The sequence below is a fragment of the Streptomyces synnematoformans genome (genome assembly GCF_039531005.1).
Taxonomy (GTDB): domain Bacteria; phylum Actinomycetota; class Actinomycetes; order Streptomycetales; family Streptomycetaceae; genus Streptomyces; species Streptomyces synnematoformans.
This window is the reverse complement of sequence record NZ_BAAAPF010000468.1, coordinates 1-3757: the sequence shown is the minus strand read 5'-3', so window position 1 is coordinate 3757 and position 3757 is coordinate 1. Positions and strand designations below refer to the sequence as shown.

General features: G+C 77.5%; 3 protein-coding genes and 1 pseudogene. 3 read left to right on the top strand and 1 reads right to left on the bottom strand.

Annotated features, from left to right (window positions below; genetic code table 11):
• The 3 genes from ABD317_RS34480 to ABD317_RS34470 all read left to right on the top strand — a co-directional run.
• Positions 1 to 349: UDP binding domain-containing protein (locus ABD317_RS34480; RefSeq protein WP_344295426.1), on the top strand; the 349-nt coding region annotated here is incomplete at its 5' end.
• Positions 346 to 1770 carry a glycosyltransferase family 2 protein gene (locus tag ABD317_RS34475; protein ID WP_344295423.1) on the top strand — a complete coding sequence of 475 codons (1425 nt, stop codon included), beginning with the start codon at positions 346 to 348 and terminating at the stop codon, positions 1768 to 1770. The genes ABD317_RS34480 and ABD317_RS34475, both read left to right, overlap by 4 nt.
• 136 nt (positions 1771 to 1906) lie before the next feature.
• Positions 1907 to 3370 (top strand): polysaccharide deacetylase family protein, encoded by a 1464-nt coding sequence (locus ABD317_RS34470; RefSeq protein WP_344295420.1) that lies wholly within the window; start codon positions 1907 to 1909, stop codon positions 3368 to 3370.
• Positions 3371 to 3403: 33 nt separating this feature from the next.
• Here the strand turns inward: ABD317_RS34470 and ABD317_RS34465 are convergent.
• Positions 3404 to 3757 (bottom strand): annotated as a pseudogene (locus ABD317_RS34465) (cell division protein FtsK); the annotation flags it as partial.

Sequence of the window (3757 nt, the reverse complement as noted above, 5' to 3'; positions counted from 1 at the left end):
CGCCGCCGCGCCCGGCGGCGGCGTGCACCGGGGCGCGAGCGTGCTGCTGGCCGGCCCGGAGTACAAGCCCGGCGTCGCCGACTGCCGCGAGTCGCCCGCGCTCGCGATCATGGCCGACCTCGCCGAGGCCGGCGCCGACGTCGCGTACACCGATCCGCTGGTCCCCGAACTCCGCCTGGGCACCCGGCTGCTGCACAGCCACCCGGACCCGGGCGGCGCCCGCTGGGACCTGGTCCTGGTGCACACCCTGCACCCCGGACAGGACACCGGCTGGCTCCACGCCCAGCCCGGCCCCGTCCTCGACGCCACCTACCGGTTCGACAGCCTCAAGCACAGGTACCTCGTATGAAGGCCACCACCCGGCCGGCGACGGCCACGGCCCGGCCGGCGCCCGCCGACCCCGGCGTCCGCCACGCGCTGCGCCGCCTGATCACCCTGCTCGCCCTCACCCCGCTGCTGGTACTCCTCGCCGCCCGGGCGCCCGGACTCATCCGCGCGCCCCTGCTGCTCGGCTACGGCTTCCTCGTGCTGGCGGGCACCACCGCCATGCTGTTCATCGCCTACGTCCACTACGAGGACCCCGCGGAGGGAACCCTCCGCCGCCGCCCCCGGAACGCCGCCGGCTTCCCCGCCCTGCCGGCCCACCCCCGGGTGAGCTTTCTCCTCGCCGTCAAGGACGAGGAGGACCGCATCGAGGCGTGCGTACGCTCCATGGTCGTCGACGACCACCCCGACACCCAGGTCATCGTGGTCGACGACGCCTCCACCGACCGCACCCCGGCCATCCTGCGCGCCCTCGCCGCCGAACTCCCCGTCCGCGTCGTCCGCCTGGACACGAACGTCGGCAAGAAACGCGCCCTCGTCCGCGCCGCGGCCCTGGCCGACGGTGCCGTCCTCGCCTTCACCGACTCCGACTGCGTACTCGCCCCGGACGCCCTCTCCCGCTGCGTCGCCGCCCTGGTCGCGCACCCCGAACTCGGCGCCGTCGGCGGGCACGCCCGCGCGCTCAACGCCGACGACACCCTCCTCACCCGCGTCCAGGACGTCTGGTACGAGGGCCAGTTCCGCATCGGCAAGGCAGCCGAGGCCGTCTTCGGCGCCGTCACCTGCATCTCCGGCCCGCTGGCCGTCTTCCGCCGCGACGCGGTCTACAACTACCTGCCCGCCTGGGCCGACGACCGCTTCCTCGGCCGCGACTTCCGCTTCGCCACGGACCGCCAGCTCACCGGCTACGTCCTCGGCCAGCGCCGGCTGGGCCGCCGCCTCAAGGAGCGGCACGCCGACTCGCCGTTCGTCACCGCCGCCGACCACCCCGAGCTGCCCTGGCGCACCGGCTACGTCCGCTCCGCCACCGTGCACACCACCGTGCCCGCCCGGCTCCGCCCGTTCCTGCGGCAGCAGGTCCGCTGGAAGAAGAGCTTCATCCGCAACATCTTCTTCACCGGCACCTTCATCTGGCGCTGCGGCCCCGGCGCCGCCGTCCTCTACTACGGGCACGTGCTCTGGGTCCTGGTCGCCCCCGTCATGGCCGTCCGCCACCTGGTCTGGGCGCCGCTGACCGGCGCCGCGGTGCTCACCCTCCTCTATCTCGCCGGCATCCTGCTCAAGGGCGCGGTGTGGGGTGCCGCGTTCCGCCTCGACCACCCGGGCAGCACCCGCTGGCGCTACCGGCCGCTGATGAGCCTGCTCTCCGCGACCCTGCTGTCCTGGCTGCTGGCGTGGTCGCTGCTCACCATCCGCCGCGGTGTCTGGTCGCGGAGCGCCACATGAGACGCCTCACCGCGGCCCTGGCCACGGCCCTCACCGCCCTGCTCGTCGCCGCGCTCTACCTGCTCGTCCTCGGCCGCGGCCGGTGGCCGCAGTGGCCCGGGCTGTGAGGGCGCGGGCGGTGCGGGGAATGCGGGCGGTGCGGAGGCTGCGGGCGGGAGCGGTGCGGGCGGTGCCCGCCCGGCTGGCGCGGGCGTGCCTCGGCCTGCTCTCCGCCGCCGTTCTGACCGCGCCGTTCGCCGTCGCCTGGCACCTGCACGCCGATGCCGGGCAGGTCACCGCGCAGCACGCCCCGCCCGAGGCCGCCGCCGCGGCGGCGGGCCCCGAACGGCGCGCCGCGTGGCGGGCGCTGGGCGCCAGCCTGCCGGACCGCGCCGCGCCGGTCGTCCTCGCGTACCACGACATCCGCCCTCGCTCCGGCAGCCGCTACACCGTCACCCCGGAACGCTTCGACGCCCACCTGACCGCGCTGCGCGCCGCCGGCTACCGCACGCTGACCGCCCGGCAGTTCGCCGCCTACGCCGCCGGCGGGCCGGTGCCGCCGCGCTCCGTGCTGCTCACCTTCGACGACGGCACCCGCGGCCTGTGGGCGTACGCCGACCGCATCCTCGCCCGGCACCGCATGCACGGCTCGGCGTTCCTCATCACCGGCCGGACCGGCCGCACCCACCCCTACTACCTGACCTGGGCGGAGGCTGCCCGCATGCGGGAGAGCGGACGCTGGGACCTGCAGAGCCACAGCCACGACCTGCACCGGCGCGGCGCGGCCGAGGTCTCCCCGGGCGCCGCACGGCGGGACCTCGAACGGTCGCTGGCCGCGTTCGCCGAGCACGGCCTGCCCCGCCCCGTGCTCTTCTCCTACCCGTTCTCCGAGAGACGTGGCTTCACAGACGAGGTCGTGGGCCGGCTGTTCACCGCAGCCCTCACCAACCGCAGCGCCACCCCGCTCCCGCCCAGCCGGCGGGCCGCCGCCGGGGGCCGGTTCGAACGCCTGGAGGTGCTGTCCGGCACCACGGCCGGCGCACTGGTCCGGGAGGTGGCCCGGCGTACCCCCCGGCCGGCCGAGGCCGCGCCGCTGACCGACCGCGGCGCCTGGCGCTCCGCGGACCGCCGCCGTACCGCCGCCGGTGACTTCCCGTTCCGCGACGGCCGCGGGCGGCGCGCGGGCGGCTACCGGTACGCGGAGTACGCCCCGCACGCCACCGCGGACTGGGACCGCTACACGGTCCGGGCGGACGTCGCCGGACTGGCGCCGCGGGGCGCGACGTTCGGGCTGACCGCCCGGGTCGGCGGGACGCCGGTGCGGGCGCGGGTCTCGTACGGCAGGGCCCGGCTGACCGGAGACGGGGGTGCGGCGACCGTGCGGAGGCTGGCGGGCGCGTCGGCGCACCGGATCGAGCTGACGGTCAGCGGCAGGCGGGCGGAGCTGCGCGTCGACGGCACGGTCACGCTGACCGCCACGGCCCCGGGCCCGGTGGCCACCGGCGGCATCGCCGTCTCCGCCTCCCGCCCGGACCGCGGCGCCGGCTGGCCGGCGGTCCGGGCGCTGCGGGTAGAGCCGTGCGGCGGCTGCGGCGGCTGCGGCGGGGCCGGGGAGGGCTGACCGGGCGGGGCGCGGGCGGTGGCAGCGACCGGGTTACGGGGGCGGGGTGCGGGTGGTGGTGGCTGAGCCGGCGGCGCGTTGCAGGGCGCTGGCGAGCAGGGCCAGGTCCGTGGGCCCGTTGCCGAGTTCCCGCAGGGGGCGGCTGGTCGGGGGCGAGCCCATACGGGCCCACTCCAGCGGGACGACGGTGGGCCGGGCGGTCGCCGTACGGGGGATCCGGCCGGTGACCCGGGCCGCCTGGAACGGCACCGGCTCCGCCCCGGCGGCGCACAGCAGCCCGCGCCCGGGCGGCGCGTCGTCGCCGCCGTGCACGACGAACGCCGCCGCGGCGGAGCCGGCGGCGGTGGCGGCGGTCTTCCCGGGCCGCGCGGAGGCGGTGGCGAGGTG

Excerpts from the sequence above, each read along its gene's own strand:
- ABD317_RS34475 (WP_344295423.1), top strand. The coding sequence starts at position 346 with ATGAAGGCCACCACCCGGCCGGCGACGGCCACGGCCCGGCCGGCGCCC.